Source organism: Sphaerisporangium sp. NPDC051011, from assembly GCF_040653595.1.
Taxonomy (GTDB): domain Bacteria; phylum Actinomycetota; class Actinomycetes; order Streptosporangiales; family Streptosporangiaceae; genus Sphaerisporangium.
Window position 1 is genome coordinate 517,344 of sequence record NZ_JBFAGG010000002.1, and the last position, 14,178, is coordinate 531,521.

Consider the following 14,178-nt stretch of genomic DNA (forward strand, 5'->3'; position numbering starts at 1 on the left):
GATGACCACGCCATTCGGTACCGGCGCCGGCCGCCGTGTCGATCTCGGCAAGCTGCGTCAGCGGGTGCACCGCAAGGTCGTCCAGGCGGGCGATCGCGCCTTCGAGAGCCCTCCGCGCGGCGACAAGCGCCCTCCGCGGGTGGTGAGTGAGCAGGAGCGGCACGGGGTGCCCCCGACCGACACCGAGGCCAGCTCGCCGCTCGGCGTCGGCCCGAGCAGCGGCGGCGGCCGCGCCGAGACGATGGCCCATCGCGAGATGAGCCGCAGGAGGGGCGGCGCCGAGGGACCGTCCACCCGTCCCTACGGCCACGGGCGCGCGGAGCACGGCACGGGCGCCGGGGTCCAGGAGACCATCGAGGAGTCGAGCCCGTACCCGCCGCCGGGGGGCCAGGGAGGCTGACCGCGGGCGGGCGCGGTGCCCGGAAGGGGTGATCCGCGGTCGCGCGGGTGGCAGAGTTGAGCCGTGGCGGATGACGAGGTACGCATCGGAGTGTTCCTGCTCGCCGCGGCGTTCCCCGGCCAAGACCACGGCGAGGTGCTGGCCGCCGCCGTGGACACGGCCGTCGCCGCCGAGCGCGCCGGGTTCGACGACGTGTGGATCGCCGAGCACCACTTCATGTCGTACGGGGTGTGTCCTTCGGCCACGACCCTCGCCGGGTACGTGCTCGGCCGCACCGAGCGCATCGGCGTCGGCACGGCCGTCAGCGTGCTCTCGTCCCGGCACCCGATCGCGCTCGCCGAGGAGGCCGCCCTCCTGGACCGGGTGTCGGGGGGCCGCTTCCGCCTCGGGGTCGGGCGCGGCGGCCCGTGGGTCGACCTGGAGGTCTTCGGCACCGGTCTGGACCGCTTCGAGAACGGCTTCACCGAGAGCCTGGACCTGCTGGTCGCCGCCCTCACGCGGCCCGCGGTCTCGGCGGACGGACCCGTCTTCCGCTTCCGCGAGGTGGACATGGTGCCCCGGCCCGGCGGGCCGCTGCTTCCCGTGGTCGCCGCCACCTCGGACGCGACGGCGAGGATCGCCGCCGCGCGAGGGCTGCCGCTGCTGCTCGGCATGCACGTCGGCGACGAGGAGAAGGCCGCCCTGGTGGAGGACCACGCGCGGGCCGCCGCGGCGAACGGGCGCGGGCCGTCCGGAACGTCCGGCACCGGCGATGTGGGCGATGCGAGGTGTACGGGGCCTGTGGAGGGTGGCGGCGGGAAGGTGGGGTCCGGGCATGTGGCGGCGGGCGTCGCGTACGTCGCGGACACCACCTCCGAGGCCGTGGCCGTGATGCGGGAGTCGCTTCCCCGCTGGCTGGAGCCCGGCCTGGCCGGGTACCGTCCCGTGGACGGCCGGCCGTACCGTCCGAGGGACGCCGCCGAGTACGCCGAGCTGCTGTGCCGCCTGCACCCCGTGGGCTCGCCCGAGCACTGCGCGGAGACGATGATCACCACGATCCGGCGCACGGGCGTCCGGCACCTGATCTTCCTGGTGGAGGGCGCGGGCGACCCGGCCCTCACCCGTGAGAACGTCGCGCGGCTCGGCGCGGAGGTCCTGCCCGCCGTCCGCGCGGCATTCCGGCTTTCTCCGCACAACTCCCGATAACCGCTATTTCACAATAAGTCGGATGACGGGTAAGGACGGCGCCCAATAGCATGAGCCTCCATTCATCCCATGAATCAACGGGAGTATCCGTGGCCTGCCCCCAGTGCGGATTCGCGCTGCCCTCCGACTCGCAACGGTGCCCCACCTGTGGCTTGCCCGCCGGCGCCCACGCGGGCCCGCCCGTCCGCCCGGACCGTCCCGTGCGCCCCATCCATGGCATGACGGTCGCGGTTGCCGTGACCCTTTCGGCCTGGTGCGCCGTCGCGCTGTTCTCGGCGGCGGTCGACCTGATCCACGTGCGGCTGATCGATTCCCTGCTGGTCGGGGAGGATCCGTCGCAGGACGCCCTGGACGTCGACGACGGCCTCTATGCCCTCAGCGGGCTGCTGCAGCTGTGCGTGCTGCTCGCCTGCGCCGTCGTGTTCGTCGTGTGGCTCTTCCGTGCCCGCGACAACGCCGAGGCCATGAGCCCGCTCGTGCACCGCCACGGCAGGCCGTGGCTGATCTTCGCCTGGATCATCCCGATCGCCGGCCTCTTCATTCCCAAGCGGTTCGTGGACGACATCTGGCTGGCGTCCCGGCCTGGAGTGCCCGCCACCGACTGGCGGGGACAGCGCCACCCCGGCGTGGTCCGCCTGTGGTGGGGCCTGTTCGTCCTGTACCTCTACATCCCCTGGCTCGCCGGGCGCCTGCTCGACGTGCGGGCCGACGATCCCGGCAGCATGCGGACGGTCGCCCTCGTGGAGGTCGTCGCCGTGCCGGTCGGCGTCGCCGCGGCCGTGCTCGCCGTCCTCGTCGTCCGGCGGATCGCCGCTTTCCAAGACCTGAGCCGCACGGCGCCCGCCGCGGAGGCGCCGGTTGCCCCATGATGGGTGCCGGAACGTACGGCATCGGACGGCCGCCCCGAGCGGCCGAAGGGGAAGGCGGTTCGTATGCGGGTGGTCATCGCGGGCGGGCACGGCAAGATCGCCCTTCGCCTGGAGCGGTTGCTCGCGGCGCGCGGGGACGAACCGATCGGCCTGATCAGGAACCCCGCGCAGGAGGCCGGCCTGCGCGAGGCCGGGGCGCGGGCCGTGGTGTGCGACCTGGAGGGCGCGGGGGTCGAGGAGGTCGCCTCCCACCTGCGGGGAGCCGGCGCGGTGGTGTTCGCCGCGGGGGCGGGTCCGGGCAGCGGCGCCGCGCGCAAGGACACCGTCGACCGCGCCGCCTCCGTCCTGCTGGCGGACGCCGCCGAGCGGGCGGGCGTCGCGCGGTTCGTGCAGATCTCGGCGATCGGCGCGGGCGCGGCGCCGCGGGCGGGCGCGGACGACGTCTGGGCGGCGTACATCAGGGCCAAAGGGGACGCCGAGGACGACCTGCGGGCGCGCGACCTGGCGTGGACGATCCTGCGTCCCGGCGGCCTGACCGACTCCCCCGGCACCGGCCGCGTGAACCTCGCCGAAGGCGGGACGCTGCGCGGCATGGTCACCCGGGACGACGTCGCGGCCGTGATCGCCGGGCTCCTGGACACGCCCGGGACCTCCGGCCGCACGTTGGACCTGGTCCAGGGCGACGTGCCGGTGGAGGAGGCGGTCCGCGCGGCGGCCTCCTGAGATGTTCCCCACGGACGGGCGCGGGGGCTTGTCGTGAGCGGAAACCGAATGCGATTCTGACCGCATGAACCGTGTGACGACCAACGGCATCGAGCTGGTCTACGACACCTTCGGCACGCCCGGCGCACGCCCGTTTCTCCTGATCACGGGACTGGGCTGCCAGATGATCTTCACCGACGAGGACCTCTGCGCGATGCTCGCCCACAGCGGGCACCACGTCGTCCGCTACGACAACCGGGACGTGGGGCTGGCCACCCACCTGCACGACGCCCCCGTCCCCGACGTCACCCCCGCGCTCACCGGCGACCCCGTCACCGCGCCGTACCTGCTGGACGACATGGCCGACGACGCGGCCGGGCTGCTCGACGCGCTCGGCTGGGACAGCGCCCACGTGTTCGGCGTGTCGATGGGCGGCATGATCGCCCAGACGTTCGCCATCAGGTACCCGGAGCGGACGCGCAGCCTCACCTCGGTGATGTCCACGCCGTCCTTCACCATCGGGACCCCGACGGACGAGGCGCTGGCCGCGCTGCTGTCCGGGTCGTCCCCTGACCGGGAGTCGGTGGTGGCGAGCGCGGTGGCCTCCGCGCGGGTGTTCGGCTCGCCCGGCTACCCGCTGGACGAGGAGCGCGTCGCCCGCGTGGCCGGTGAGAGCTTCGACCGCTCCTTCGACCCGGCCGGGTGGGGCCGCCAGTTCGGGGCCGTCATCGCCTCGGGCGACCGCAGCGAGGCGCTGCGCGGGCTGTCCGTCCCCGCCCTGGTGATCCACGGTGAGGACGACCCGCTGATCCAGGTCGCGGGCGGCGTCGCCACGGCCGACGCGATCCCCGGCGCCAAGCTGCTGACCTTCCCCGGCATGGGCCACGACCTTCCGCGCCCCCTCTGGCCGGAGATCGTCGCCGCCGTCACCGAGCTCACCGAACGCGCAGAAGGGCGTTAAGGCCTGCCTATGGCCTCGCTCCGCTCGGCGGTTCGGGGCCATGCGGTCCCCGGGCGCCGTACCGTGGAGCTGTGGAGAGGATCCTCGTCAGCGCCTGCCTGGTAGGGCGCCCGGTGCGCTACGACGGCCGCGCCAAGGACGTCGGCGGCGCGCTGCTCGCCCGGTGGCGCGACGAGGGCCGTCTCGTGCCCTTCTGCCCGGAGATGGAGGGCGGGCTGCCGGTCCCTCGGCCGCCCGCCGAGATCGAGGGCGGCGCGGGCGGGGCGGCCGTGCTCGCGGGCACGGCACGCGTCCTGACGTTCGCGGGCGCCGACGTCACGGGCAACTTCCTCGCGGGCGCGCAGGCCGCGCTGGCCGTGGCGCGGTCGATGGGCATCAGGATCGCCCTGCTGAAGGAGGGCAGCCCCTCGTGCGGCGGCCTGCGCATCTACGACGGCACGTTCCGCGGGCGGGTCACCCCGGGGGCGGGCGTCACGTCCGCCTTGCTGGAGGCGGGCGGCGTCCGCGTCTTCGGCGAGGACCGCCTGGACGAGGCCGCCGCGTACCTCGCCGAGCTGGAATCGGCGTCCGGCACGGGCTGAGACCCCTGGGCGGGCCGGGATCGGACGGCATCGGCAGGGGCGGGCACCGGCCGGGGAGCCCGCTCCGGACGGCCCTGAGCGGCCCGCCGGGCGGCGTTCAGGGGCTGACGGTGTCCGCGGCCGCCTCGCCGCCGATGATGGCCTTCTCGTCGGGTTTGAACACCAGCACGTTGCCGATGTACGAGCGCAGGGCGGCGTCCAGCCCGACGTCGCGCCCGGCGGCCTCGGACATGAACCAGCGGTGGTCGAGCACCTCGTGGAAGAGCTGCGCCGGCTCCAGCTTGCCGCGCAGCTCGGGCGGGATCGACGTCACCGTCGGCTGGAAGATCTCGGCGAGCCAGCGGTGGGCCACGATCGCCTCGTCCTCGTGGCGCAGGCCCTTGGCCACGCGGAAGGAGTCGAGGTCGTTGAGCAGCCGCCTGGCCTGGTTCTCCTCGACGTCGAGCCCGGTGAGGCGCAGCAGGCGGCGCTGGTGGTGCCCGGCGTCCACGACCTTGGGCCGGACGATCAGCCGGGCCGTCCCCGCCTTGCGCCGGACCATCATCTCGGCGACGTCGAAGCCGAGGGAGTTGAGCCGCCGGATGCGCTGGTCGATGAGGTGCCACTCGACGTCCTCGACGATCTCCTCCTGCGTGAGCTCCTCCCACAGCCGGTGGTAGCGGCGGCAGAGTTGCTCGGCGAAGGCGAGCGGGTCGATGGACGAATGCAGGAAACCGCCCGCCTCCAGGTCGAGCATTTCCCCATAAATGTTGATATGGGCGACTTCGATGTCGTAATTGCGCTGGCCCTCGCTGAGCACCGGATGCAGTTCCCCGGTCTCGGCGTCCACGAGGTACGCCGCGAACGCCCCGGCGTCCCGGCGGAAAAGCGTGTTGCTCAGCGAGCAGTCGCCCCAGTAGAACCCGGCCAGGTGGAGCCGGACCAGCAGCACGGCCAGCGCGTCGAGCAGGCGGCTCAGCGTGTCCGGGCGCAGCGTGCCCGACAGCATGGCGCGGTAGGGCAGCGAGAACTGCAGGTGACGCGTGATCAGGGCGGAGTCCAGCGGCTCGCCCGCGGCGTCGCGCCTGCCGGTCACCACGGCCACGGGCTCGACGGCGGGCGCGTCGAGGCGGCTCAGGTCCCACAGGAGCTGGTACTCCCGCTTGGCGTACCGCTCGCTGATCTCCTTGATCGCGTAGACCCGGCCGGAAAGCCTGGCGAACCTGACGATGTGCCGCGAGATGCCGCGCGGCAGCGTCACCAGATGGCGCTCGGGCCAGTCTTCCAGCGGGACGTCCCAGGGCAGGCGGATGAGGTCGGGATCGCTCGGGGCGCCCGTCATCTGGAGCGGCAAACCGTGCTCCTCCGTCTCGGGGGTCGGTCGGAGTGCTCGACCAGACGCTAGCCGCTTCCGCCGTGCCGCGCCGGAGCGGTTCACCCCGTGGACACCCGGAGGGCCGCCGGTCATTGCGTTGCGTGCCCGTCCGGTGACGTACCGGAGGTGCTCGTGATCGCCTGGAGGTCCGGAGGCAGACCGCCGAGGCCCTGACCGGCCAACTTTCCCGGACTGGTCTAGACCGGGTCATGAGGGTGTCGATTTGGCCTCAATTTGTGGCATCATCGGGCGGTGACCTGTGCTGTTGCTAGGTTTCATCGGAGTTTCACCGAGCGTCGCACCCCGCCGTTGGTCGCGGGTCGAGTGCTGGTCGGCTACAGCTCGATCACGGGTTGGCCCATACCACTTGACGCTGTGGGGGGATGGACGTACGTTCCTCAAACGTTTAGGAAACTTTCCTATTTGATTGCCCCATTCCTGGAGGGTTGCATGACCAACTCCGCAGGTTCCCCCAAAGACATCACCCGGCGGCAGATGCTCCGCCGTATCGGCCTGACCGCCCTCGTCGCCGGACCGGCGGGCAGCATGCTGGCCGCGTGCGCCACCAGCGGCGGAAGCTCCGACCCCAGCCCCACCGCCGCGTCGAGCGCCGCCGCCACCTCCGCGGCCAACCCGTTCGGCGTGAAGGCGGACGCCGCGCTCGAAGTCGTCATCTTCAAGGGCGGCCTCGGCGACAGCTACGCCACCGATGTCCACGAGCCGTTGTACAAGAAGGAGTTCCCCGGCGCGACCATCAAGCACGTCGCGACGCAGCAGATCGCCCAGACGCTCCAGCCGCGCTTCGCCAGCGGCGACGTGCCGGACTTCATCGCCAACTCCGGTTCGGACCTGATGGACAACGGCGCCCTCCAGACCGAGGGGCAGCTCCTCGACCTCACCCCCCTGTTCGAGGCCCCGTCGATCGACGACCCGAGCAAGAAGATCAAGGACACGCTGCTCCCGGGCGCGATCGATTCCGGCTTCATCGCCGGCAAGCCGTACATCCTCAACTACGTGTCGAGCGGCTACGGCCTCTGGTACAACTCCAAGCTCTTCCAGGAAAAGGGCTGGACGCCGCCGAAGACCTTCGACGAGTTCAAGACCCTCTGCGACACGATCAAGAAGGCCGGCCTCACGCCGTACGCCTACGCCGGCAAGAACGCGTCCTACTACCAGTTCTGGATGATCCTCATCACCGCCGCCAAGGTCGAGGGCAACCAGGTCCTGCTGGACATCGACAACCTGGTCGACGGCGCCTGGACCAAGGATTCGGTGAAGCAGTCCGCCGCGGCCTGGGCCGAGATCGGCAAGTTCATGGACAAGAGCTACGAGGGCCTCATCCACACCGAGGTCCAGACCAGGCAGAACCAGGACAAGATCGCGTTCTACCCGTCCGGTTCGTGGCTGGAGAACGAGCAGAAGTCCAACACCCCGGCCACGTTCGAGTACGCCGTGACGCCGACCCCGAGCCTCACCGCGTCCGACAAGATGCCCTTCGAGGCCATCCGCTCCGCCGCCGGCGAGCCGTACATCATCCCGGCCAAGGCGAAGAACACCGCCGGCGCGCTGGAGTACGCCCGCATCATGCTCTCCAAGGAGGGCGCCAAGGGCTTCACCGAGAAGTCCGGCAGCCTCACCATCGTCACCGGCGCCGCCGAGGGGGTGACCCTGTCCCCGGGCATCAAGAGCCTCAATGACGCCCTGACCGCCGCGGGCGCGAACATGGTCACCTACAGCAGCTTCGAGAACTGGTACAAGGAGCTCGAGACCGAACTGCGCAAGCAGACGAACTCCCTGATGTTCGGTCGCATCTCCGCCGACGAGTTCTGCGCCAACATGCAGAAGAAGGCGGACTCCGTCAAGGCCGACTCCTCGATCACCAAGCAGAACCGGACGGTGTAGTCGATCATGCGGCATGGCGACGTCGGGGGCGCCGGGAGGCTGGCCTCGAACAAGATGAGGAAGTACGGGTTCGTATTCTCCTTCCTCGTGATCCCGGTGGTCCTCTATGCGATCTTCGTGATCAGCCCGTACGCCCAGGCCTTCTATATCTCGCTCACCAACTGGCGGGGTATCTCGGCGAATCCGCAGTTCGTAGGGCTTGAGAACTTCACGCGCCTGCTGGGCGACGACGTCTTCTGGGCGGCCGTGCGTCACCATGCGCTGCTGCTGATCGCCATGCCGCTGATCACCATCGCGATCGCGCTCTTCTTCTCGTTCCTGCTCAACCTCGGAGGCGGGAGCAAGGGCGGCCGGATGTCCGGCGTCGCCGGGTCGAAGTTCTACCGGGTCGTCTACTTCTTCCCGCAGGTCCTGGCCGTGGCGGTGGTGGGCGTCCTGTTCCAGGCCATCTACCGCCCCGACGCGACCGGCGTGCTGAACGGCCTGCTCGGCATCTTCCACATCGGCGAGGTCGGCTGGCTCATCGACACGAACCTCGCCCTGTGGTCGATCATGGGGGTGGTGATCTGGCAGTCCGTCGGCTTCTATGTGGTGTTGTTCTCGGCCGGCATGTCGGCCATCCCGAGCGACGTCTTCGAGGCCGCGGCCCTGGACGGCGCGGGCCGGTTCCGGCTGTTCTTCAGCATCACGCTCCCGCTGATCTGGGACACCATCCAGGTCGGCTGGGTGTACCTGGGCATCGCGGCGTTCGACTGCTTCGCCCTGGTGCAGGTGCTGTCGGTGGACCGCGGTGGGCCCGACAACGCCACGACGGTCCTGCCCCTGGAGATCTGGCGCACGGCGTTCACGTTCTCCAAGTTCGGCTACGCCTCGGCGATGGGCGTGGCCCTGTTCTTTCTGACCATCACGTTCGCGGCACTGAGCCTGCGTGTGACGCGGCGCGAGAGGATCGAGCTCTGAGATGGCGACCCAAACCGACGCGTACCGGGTGGCCGGCGCGCCCAGTGCCGCCGCCCGGCGCAGGCAGAAGAAGAACAGCACCGGGGTCTTCGGCCCCCTGTCCCACATCGCGCTGATCGTGTGGACGATCCTGGTCGTCGGCCCGATCCTGTGGACGTTCCTCGCGTCCTTCAAGACCAACCCCGAGATCGTGGGAGACGCGCCGCTCGCGCTGCCGAACAGCTTCAGCTGGGCCTCATGGGGCCGCGCCTGGGAGAAGGCGCACATCGGCCGGTACATGCTGAACACCGTCCTGGTGGTCGGCGTCAGCACGTTCTTCACGATGCTGTTCGGCTCGATGGCCGCGTACGTGCTCGCGCGGTTCCGGTTCCCCGGCAACCGGCTCATCTACTACTTGTTCGTGTCGGGCCTCTCCTTCCCGGTGTTCCTCGCGCTGGTGCCGCTGTTCTTCGTCGTGCGCAACCTCGGCCTGATCGACACGCACGCCGGCGTGATCCTCGTCTACATCGCCTACTCGCTGCCGTTCACGGTGTTCTTCCTGACGGCGTTCTTCAAGACGCTGCCGCAGTCGGTGGCCGAGGCGGCGATGATGGACGGGTCCTCGCACACGCGGACGTTCTTCCAGATCATGGTGCCGATGGCCAGGCCCGGCCTCATCAGCATCACGATCTTCAACATCCTCGGCCAGTGGAACCAGTACCTGCTGCCCATCGTCCTCCTGTCGGGCAGCGTCGAGGACAAGTGGCTGCTCACGCAGGGCATCGCGAACATCAACACCAACGCCGGCTACGAGGCCGACTGGCCGGGGCTGTTCGCCGCGCTCAGCATGGCGATCCTGCCGATGCTGATCGTGTACATCATCTTCCAGCGGCAGATCCAGTCCGGTCTCACCGCCGGAGCGGTCAAATAGCCGTTCCGGCAGGGGGTTTTTGAGCGGCCCGTTTCACCATCTGTAGGATAATTCGCCCAGATTTTTCCTACAGATGGTGGAAGATCTCCGTCTATGGCGTGTGTAGCGTCCATCGCTGAATGCCACGCCCAGACCGCGCCCAGACGGAGGGTGATGCCGTGACCATGTCGCAGCCCCATCATGGCGAGAGTCGTCGCAGGATCTCCGTGAAGAGACGGCTGACCCTGCTACTCACCGCCACCGTGCTCGGCCCCCTGGGGCTGGGACTCGTCCAATCCCCGGCCTCGGCCGCGCCGCCGCCCCAGCCCGAGAACCACTGGCAGGCCGACCACTGGCCGCAGCGGCAGCCCTGGCAGGAAGGGGAGCCCGCGGCGCTGATGCGCGGCAACGCCGGCGGCCCCACCCCGATCGACCCCCAGAACTGGAAGAACCCCGACCACATGACGTGGGCCGACCACAAGAAGGTCCCCGGCACCAACTGGTCGGACCCGGCGGCCAAGGGGTCCTCCCGGACGTTCAAGGGCGCGCTCGTCCTCCTGGACTACCGAAACCAGCCCTTCGTCGTCACCCAGCCGGCGAACTCGACCGTCTTCGGCAACCCGAGCACCCAGGCGCACGACGTTCCGCGCGCGCAGGTCGCCGAGTTCTACAAGAACTTCCTCAACGTCCCCGGGCCGCTGAACAACGGGCACACCATCCACGAGTACTGGATGGAGGACTCCGGCGGCCGGTACGGCGTCGACCTCACCGCCTTCGGGCCATACCAGATGCCCGGCAAGTCGCACGAGTACGCCATGGAGTTCCAGGCCGGCACCGGCTGCCCGGCCGGGGACAGCTGCAACCGCAACATCCGCACCGACGGGCGCGCGGCCTGGGCCGCCGACGTCGGCGACGCGACCGCCGGCGGGTTCGACTTCGTCTTCTACCTGAGCGCGGGCCAGGACGAGTCGTCCACCTGGCAGGAGTTCGGGTCCATCAAGTTCCCGACCAAGGAGGACGTCACCGACGCCTTCGGGCCGCCGGACCCGGCGCTGCCCAACTGGACGCGCACCCGCTACGTCGACTGGACCTCCTGGGCCTCGGGCTCCACCATCTGGCCGAACGCGGGCGGCGGCTCGTCCACCCAGGCCGAGAGCTCCGGGCAGGGCGTGTACGCCCACGAGTTCAGTCACATCCTCGGCATCGGCGACAACTACAACAACCCCTTCAGCGTCCCCGCGCGGCGCGACTACACCGGACCCTGGGAGATGCTCAGCCGGGGCAGCTTCAACGGCCCCGGCGGCCCGCACAGCCGATGGGTCATCCCGCCCACCGGCGGCGGCTCGATGGGCGCGCAGCACATGCTCCGCAACAAGGTGAAGCTGAACATGGTCGACGAGCGGAACGTCCTGCGCCTGTCGCGCGAGGCGCTCGCCCAGTCCGGCCTGGTCGTCGCCAAGGTCACGGCCCGCGAGGTCCAGCCGGGCGAGAACGACCTGTCCGGCGTGAACATCGTCCTCGGCACCGGCGACCTCAGCCCGGCGTGCGACGTCAACACCGACCCCTTCTGCGACGGCGGCGGCTACCAGAACTACACCGTCGAGGTCGTGGACCGGATGGGCGCCGACTCCTTCACCCCGGACGCGGGCGTCCTGCTCGCCAAGACCAAGGACCAGGACCGCGCGCCGTTCGAGTGGGTGATCGACGCCAACCCGCAGGACATCGGCATGACCGACTACGTCCTGCCCGACGGCACGAGGGTCCCGATCACGATCGGCGACTACCGGCAGCTCTCCGACGCGCTGTTCCACGCCGGCACCGACTCCGGCAGCGAGTACGAGTACACCGACGAGGCCAACCGCCTGCAGTTCTACGTGCTCGACACGCGGCGCGACAAGAAGGGTGTGCTCTCCTACACCGTGGCGATCCGCTCGCTGGACGGCGCCGGGCCGCAGAAGCGCGGTGTCCGCCTGCTGCCGGGCGCCGGGCTGACCACGGGCACGCAGTGGGCCGCCTGCGACCTGCCGCTGGTCAACACCGGCAAGGCGGCGGCGCCTCAGGGACAGCACCCCGAGGACGTCTCGTCCTATCTCAAGTCCGACGTCTACCGCCTGTCGGCGACCGTGGACGGCAAGGGCTGGACGACCTGGCTGCCCAACACGCTGAGCGCCGTCGAGTTCGGTAAGACGAGCACGGTGCGCGTCTACGCTCAGCGCGCGGCGTCCGGCAACCACCTCGCCAAGGTCAAGGTCACCGCCACCTCCGAGAGCGACCCCACCAAGACGTCCACCGCCGGCTGCCAGATGGTGGGCCTCTGACCGCCCCCACCCCACCCCTGAAAGTCGCGGACGATCTACCTACCCCACCCCCTATGGGGTGAGACTTGGGGCCGGTCTGATCTTTCACGTTGTACGGACGCGCCCACCGGCCCGCTACCGGTGGGCGCGCCCGCGTGTCCAGGGAGGGTGACATGGCGCACATCGAGTTGGGTAACGAGTCTCCCGGCATCAGCGGGCTGATGGAATACCGGCTGGAGACCGGCCGGGTGCTGAGCAGCCTCGCCGAGGTCCTGCTCCGCGCCGACGAGACGATCGACCGCGACGACAACACGCTGACCCGGGGGGAGCGCGAGCTCATCGCCGCCTACGTGTCGTCGCTCAACCAGTGCAAGTTCTGCTCGACGTCCCACGCCGCCTTCGCCGCCGCCCAGCTCCCTGGCGGCGCGGAGGCCGTCGTCGACACGTGCACGGACCTCGACACCGCTCCGGTGTCGGACAAGGTGAAGGCGCTGCTGCGTGTCGCCGGCGCCGTGCAGCAGACCGGCAAGGCCGTGACGCCGGAGCTCGTCGCCGCCGCGCGCGAGGCCGGGGCCACCGACCTGGAGATCCACGACACCGTCCTCATCGCGGCGGCCTTCTGCATGTACAACCGCTACGTCGACGGGCTCGGCACCTGGGCCCCGGACGACGCCGCGGGCTACGAGGCCGCCGCCCAGAGCATCGTCACCGAGGGCTACATGGCCCGCTACAAGGAATCCGCCGTCTGACCCCAGCCCCACCTCGATCTCGGCTCGGGTCTCCACTCCGGAGATCCGAGCCGGGCCGTCTTCCGGGCTCAAGCGTGCGGACCGTGTGCGGCCCGCGCCTGGCGCCCGCGCTTGAGGCCCTTGCTTGGGGCCCGCTCTGTGTGCGCGCACGACGCCAGACGCCGTCGATGTGGTGTCCCGATGGGCGACAAGCGGGACCGCCGCATGGAAAACTGGCCGCATGGACAGGCTGGACGACACCGCGATCACCACCCGGCTGGCCGAGGTGCCCGAATGGCGGCGCGAGGGCGACGAGATCCGGAGGACGGTCACGGCACCCGACTTCCGCACGGCCATCGCCATCGTCAACGACGTGGCCGAGCAGGCCGAGAAGCTCAACCACCACCCGGACATCGACATCCGGTGGCGGCGCCTGCACCTCGTCCTGACCACCCACGACGCCGGCGGCCTGACCGACCTGGACTTCAAGCTCGCCGCGAGGATCGACGCCATCGCCGCCGACCATGGCGCATGACGGCCCCGCGTTCTTCGCCCTGAAGGACGCCGAGCTGGTCCCCGCCCCGCACGCTCGGGGCCCCTGGTCTCCCGACATGCTGCACGGACGGCTGCTCGGTGGCCTCGCCGCGCGGGCGCTGGAGGCCGAGCACGGCGACCCGGAGTTCCGCTTCGCTCGCCTCACGGTCGACCTGTTCCGCAACAGCCCCCTGCTCCCGTTGCGGGTCGAGACCACGCGCGTCAGGGAGGGCCGCCGCATCCGCGTGGCCGACGCCGTCGTCACCACCGAGCAGGGCCTGGTGGCCCGCGCGAGCGCCGTCCTGCTGCGCCGTGCCGCCCAGCCCCCGGGCGAGGCCTGGCCGCCGCCGTCCCTGGAACCGCCGGACCTGACGGTGCCCGGCGCCCCGGGGGACTGGAACCTGCCGTTCGACATCTGGGGGGCCGACGGCTGGTCCGGTCCCGGGCCGTACACCGCGTGGGTGAGAGAGACCCGTCAGATGGTGGAGGGCGAAGAGTTGTCCCCCTTCGTCTGCGTCGCGCTGGCGGCCGACTTCGCCAGCCCGCTCACCAACTCGGGCACGGAGGGCCTGAACTTCATCAACGCCGACTACACGATCACCCTCGCCCGTCTGCCGGTGGGCGAGGCGATCGGGCTGGAGTCGCGAGGCCACCTGAGCGACGACGGCATCGCCACCGGCTCCGCGACGATCCACGACGTGCAGGGCCCTATCGGTTTCTGCCAGGTGACCGCCGTGGCGAACGGGGCGACACCTTCGGCCCGCTGAGGACGCCACCCGTCCGTCCCCGCGTCACTGGACGGCCGTCTCCGGCCTC

At 70.5% G+C, this 14,178-nt stretch carries 14 protein-coding genes; 13 read left to right on the forward strand and 1 reads right to left on the reverse strand.

Annotated features, from left to right (window positions below):
- Position 1: 1 nt before the first annotated feature.
- The 6 genes from AB0H21_RS06500 (at position 2) to AB0H21_RS06525 (ending at position 4,698) form a co-directional block, all read left to right on the forward strand.
- The gene (locus tag AB0H21_RS06500) at positions 2–400 is read left to right on the forward strand and encodes a hypothetical protein (protein ID WP_358512690.1); all 399 of its coding nucleotides are present in this window, start codon (positions 2–4) and stop codon (positions 398–400) included.
- 63 nt (positions 401–463) lie between these two features.
- Positions 464–1,585 carry an LLM class flavin-dependent oxidoreductase gene (locus tag AB0H21_RS06505; protein WP_358512693.1) on the forward strand — a complete coding sequence of 374 codons (1,122 nt, stop codon included), beginning with the start codon at positions 464–466 and terminating at the stop codon, positions 1,583–1,585.
- Between the two features lie 218 nt (positions 1,586–1,803).
- Positions 1,804–2,454: a DUF4328 domain-containing protein gene (locus tag AB0H21_RS06510; RefSeq protein ID WP_358512696.1), complete on the forward strand. Its 651-nt coding sequence runs from the start codon at positions 1,804–1,806 to the stop codon at positions 2,452–2,454.
- Between the two features lie 63 nt (positions 2,455–2,517).
- Positions 2,518–3,177: an NAD(P)H-binding protein gene (locus AB0H21_RS06515; RefSeq protein ID WP_358512699.1), complete on the forward strand. Its 660-nt coding sequence runs from the start codon at positions 2,518–2,520 to the stop codon at positions 3,175–3,177.
- A 64-nt stretch (positions 3,178–3,241) separates the two neighbouring features.
- On the forward strand, positions 3,242–4,117 hold the full coding sequence (locus AB0H21_RS06520; protein WP_358512702.1) for an alpha/beta hydrolase: 876 nt from the start codon (positions 3,242–3,244) through the stop codon (positions 4,115–4,117).
- 71 nt (positions 4,118–4,188) lie between these two features.
- Positions 4,189–4,698 (forward strand): DUF523 domain-containing protein, encoded by a 510-nt coding sequence (locus AB0H21_RS06525; RefSeq protein WP_358512705.1) that lies wholly within the window; start codon positions 4,189–4,191, stop codon positions 4,696–4,698.
- Between the two features lie 97 nt (positions 4,699–4,795).
- Here AB0H21_RS06525 and AB0H21_RS06530 read toward each other — a convergent pair whose 3' ends face one another.
- Positions 4,796–6,031, reverse strand: a complete 1,236-nt coding sequence (locus AB0H21_RS06530) for a DUF4032 domain-containing protein (RefSeq protein WP_358512708.1) — start codon at positions 6,029–6,031, stop codon at positions 4,796–4,798.
- 471 nt (positions 6,032–6,502) lie between these two features.
- Here AB0H21_RS06530 and ngcE point away from each other — a divergent pair, with 471 nt between their 5' ends.
- From ngcE to AB0H21_RS06565, 7 genes are all read left to right on the forward strand, one after another.
- Positions 6,503–7,954, forward strand: coding sequence for an N-acetylglucosamine/diacetylchitobiose ABC transporter substrate-binding protein (gene ngcE / locus AB0H21_RS06535; RefSeq protein WP_358512711.1), 1,452 nt, complete (start codon positions 6,503–6,505; stop codon positions 7,952–7,954).
- A gap of 6 nt (positions 7,955–7,960) precedes the next feature.
- Positions 7,961–8,914: a sugar ABC transporter permease gene (locus AB0H21_RS06540; protein ID WP_358512713.1), complete on the forward strand. Its 954-nt coding sequence runs from the start codon at positions 7,961–7,963 to the stop codon at positions 8,912–8,914.
- Position 8,915: 1 nt separating this feature from the next.
- On the forward strand, positions 8,916–9,824 hold the full coding sequence (locus AB0H21_RS06545; RefSeq protein WP_358512716.1) for a carbohydrate ABC transporter permease: 909 nt from the start codon (positions 8,916–8,918) through the stop codon (positions 9,822–9,824).
- A gap of 206 nt (positions 9,825–10,030) precedes the next feature.
- A complete protein-coding gene (locus AB0H21_RS06550) occupies positions 10,031–12,121 on the forward strand; it encodes a M6 family metalloprotease domain-containing protein (protein WP_358512719.1) in 2,091 nt (696 codons plus the stop codon).
- A gap of 152 nt (positions 12,122–12,273) precedes the next feature.
- A complete protein-coding gene (locus tag AB0H21_RS06555; RefSeq protein ID WP_358512722.1) occupies positions 12,274–12,849 on the forward strand; it encodes a carboxymuconolactone decarboxylase family protein in 576 nt (191 codons plus the stop codon).
- A 220-nt stretch (positions 12,850–13,069) separates the two neighbouring features.
- Positions 13,070–13,363, forward strand: coding sequence for a 4a-hydroxytetrahydrobiopterin dehydratase (locus tag AB0H21_RS06560; RefSeq protein WP_358512725.1), 294 nt, complete (start codon positions 13,070–13,072; stop codon positions 13,361–13,363).
- Positions 13,353–14,129, forward strand: coding sequence for a thioesterase family protein (locus tag AB0H21_RS06565; RefSeq protein WP_358512728.1), 777 nt, complete (start codon positions 13,353–13,355; stop codon positions 14,127–14,129). The genes AB0H21_RS06560 and AB0H21_RS06565 overlap by 11 nt, the downstream gene beginning before the upstream one ends.
- The last annotated feature ends 49 nt before the right edge of the window (positions 14,130–14,178 follow it).

Coding starts and splice junctions, on each gene's coding strand:
- AB0H21_RS06520 (WP_358512702.1), top strand. CDS start 3,242: ATGAACCGTGTGACGACCAACGGCATCGAGCTGGTCTACGACACCTTC.
- AB0H21_RS06540 (WP_358512713.1), top strand. CDS start 7,961: ATGCGGCATGGCGACGTCGGGGGCGCCGGGAGGCTGGCCTCGAACAAG.
- AB0H21_RS06510 (WP_358512696.1), top strand. CDS start 1,804: ATGACGGTCGCGGTTGCCGTGACCCTTTCGGCCTGGTGCGCCGTCGCG.
- AB0H21_RS06560 (WP_358512725.1), top strand. CDS start 13,070: ATGGACAGGCTGGACGACACCGCGATCACCACCCGGCTGGCCGAGGTG.
- AB0H21_RS06565 (WP_358512728.1), top strand. CDS start 13,353: ATGGCGCATGACGGCCCCGCGTTCTTCGCCCTGAAGGACGCCGAGCTG.
- ngcE (WP_358512711.1), top strand. CDS start 6,503: ATGACCAACTCCGCAGGTTCCCCCAAAGACATCACCCGGCGGCAGATG.
- AB0H21_RS06555 (WP_358512722.1), top strand. CDS start 12,274: ATGGCGCACATCGAGTTGGGTAACGAGTCTCCCGGCATCAGCGGGCTG.
- AB0H21_RS06515 (WP_358512699.1), top strand. CDS start 2,518: ATGCGGGTGGTCATCGCGGGCGGGCACGGCAAGATCGCCCTTCGCCTG.
- AB0H21_RS06500 (WP_358512690.1), top strand. CDS start 2: ATGACCACGCCATTCGGTACCGGCGCCGGCCGCCGTGTCGATCTCGGC.
- AB0H21_RS06545 (WP_358512716.1), top strand. CDS start 8,916: ATGGCGACCCAAACCGACGCGTACCGGGTGGCCGGCGCGCCCAGTGCC.